This window comes from Candidatus Symbiopectobacterium sp. NZEC135 (assembly GCF_025962695.1).
In genome coordinates, this window is record NZ_JAGFPF010000231.1 from 1 (window position 1) to 2,200 (window position 2,200).

Genomic DNA, 2,200 nt, shown 5'->3' on the forward strand with positions numbered 1-2,200 from the left:
AGAATAATAGCGAGCCCACGATAGCTATCGGTGCGGTGTGTAGGGCCAGAATATTCACTTAAAAACAAGAGGTCAATACACATCAAAAAATGTAAAAATAAATTAATCAAGATAATATATATATCACAGAAATATCATAATTATATTTGCACGCATCACCAACGAACACACGCTTCCTTTAGAAGGTGGCAATATTATCTTTTTATCAAGCACCCTGAGCTGCATCGTAACCTATTGATGTGAAATCAAAAAAAACCACATCAAACGTGATAATATCAAAAGCATAAAATAACCAAATCAACAACACAAAACATAACAATAAATAAAAAAATCAAAAAAAACTCAACACCACGCCATTGCCATATCAAATTATGTCGCTATCATGTCCCTACATTTTTTCATCCGGCCCTGTACAGAGCGTCATAATCATATTTAGCTAAAGGATATCTCCAACCGTATCAGTAAAGTTTGATACACGAGTGTATTCACTCGTCGAAAACCGTCATTGTGATCATACATAGCTTCATTATTAATTATTAAGAGTAGGGCGACATCAAGAATTGCCACTCATTTCAAGGAACAAACTATTTAGGGTAGCCATATGGATGAAAAACACATTGATGACAATACGACAAACAGAGAAATTTTCACCCTAAAAATCCTTCCCATGTATGGTTGCGAACTAAACCTGCCTGTGGATAACTACTTCTTTAACATTCATCCCGAAATAAAGCAGAGTAGCACAGGTGGTGATATGCAAGAAGGGGTTGCGAACATGGCCTCATTTGCTTGCAAAACTTTATATATTCCTTGCGAAGTCGATTCAGACAATCTTCGGCTCTATTTGACTGAAAAATTGGAAATTGATGGAAAATCCGGATATCAGGTTGACATACTGGGACCCGATAACTCACAAACAGTACTCATCGAAGAGAATGTTTTTTTTCAACAAGGAAATATACGACTTGCACTTAAAAAAAATCATGATAAATGGTCAGATGAAATATCCACGTCTAATTGGGTAAAAGCAAACCAAACGCTCTCACTCTCGGATGCCTCTCTAAGAAGAGCCAAAAAGGATAACCTAAAAACGTATTCCTATTCTTTGCTTATATTAACAATTTTTTGTATTTGCACTTACATTGCCTGGTATAACTATTCGCAGCAATCCAGTCAAATAGTCTCACTCAATGCCGTCCTTGCTGGATCGCCGGCACCACTGAAGATCATTAAATCTGACAATCAGATTTATGTTTTTGGAGAGGGATATCAAGAAATTGCCTGGTTACATGACGTTCTCTACAAACTCAATGAAACCACCAAAGTTACCCCGATATGGACATCAAGAACACGAAAGGAAGTGATAAAAAAACTGCATAACAAGGGGTTTCCTATTTTACAGTTGGATTTGACGCTGCCCGAATTTCCTCAACTGTATACCTACAGGAAACTCGATAATGAACAGGAAACTTCATTAAAAACACAGGCACATCAATCACTCCCTTATGCAAAACGTATTGATGTTTTTTTTAGAGATAAAGAATCCCTTGTAAAGCAAGCCCAGCATGGACTTGAGCGTATTCAGATTCTCTACCGCTGTGTCACTACAGATAATGGCTTTGCACTGATCATCAGAGATGACCTTAGTGACAGTGCAATAAATGCACTCAATATTTTTATTACTGATTTTTACAATCAATGGGGGGATCAGATCGTTAGTTTCTCGATCAACATGAATGAAAACATTCTCAAAGATAAGTCTTACCTTAACGCAAAAGAGGGATATCTTTTCATATCCCCTACGCATTGGTATTTTCCACTAAACAAAAAGGATATAAATTATGGCTGATACAAAATACACCCCGCAACACGTTGACACTATTTTTCTCGACAAGATGTCGGGCGAATTTGAAGCGGGTGCAAAAACCTTAATGGAACATTTGAACACAGCCAAAACGGCACTGACTGCTGATCCCTCGAATCCCTCTGTTCTGGCTGACTATCAGTCCAAGTTGCAGGCTTACACGCTATTTAGAAACGCACAAACAAGCACGATAAAAGCCTATAAAGATATCGGTGCAGCCATTATTCAGAACTTCCGCTAATGCTGTGTTGACTGCTTTCATCTTATTCTTACTCGAGGAATGTTTATGGAACTGACAAATAAAACGTTGGTTGAGTTAACGCAACTGACCCCCCA

At 37.8% G+C, this 2,200-nt stretch carries 2 protein-coding genes; both read left to right on the plus strand.

The genetic code is table 11. The features are described from left to right. Positions 1-601: 601 nt before the first annotated feature. A complete protein-coding gene (locus J5224_RS25260; RefSeq protein WP_264627955.1) occupies positions 602-1,849 on the plus strand; it encodes a PrgH/EprH family type III secretion apparatus protein in 1,248 nt (415 codons plus the stop codon). Further along, positions 1,842-2,105, plus strand: a complete 264-nt coding sequence (sctF, locus tag J5224_RS25265; RefSeq protein WP_264627956.1) for a type III secretion system needle filament subunit SctF — start codon at positions 1,842-1,844, stop codon at positions 2,103-2,105. The genes J5224_RS25260 and sctF overlap by 8 nt, the downstream gene beginning before the upstream one ends. The last annotated feature ends 95 nt before the right edge of the window (positions 2,106-2,200 follow it).

Bases quoted from the DNA above. Each gene is read 5' to 3' on its own strand.
- sctF (WP_264627956.1), top strand. From the start codon at position 1,842: ATGGCTGATACAAAATACACCCCGCAACACGTTGACACTATTTTTCTC.
- J5224_RS25260 (WP_264627955.1), top strand. From the start codon at position 602: ATGGATGAAAAACACATTGATGACAATACGACAAACAGAGAAATTTTC.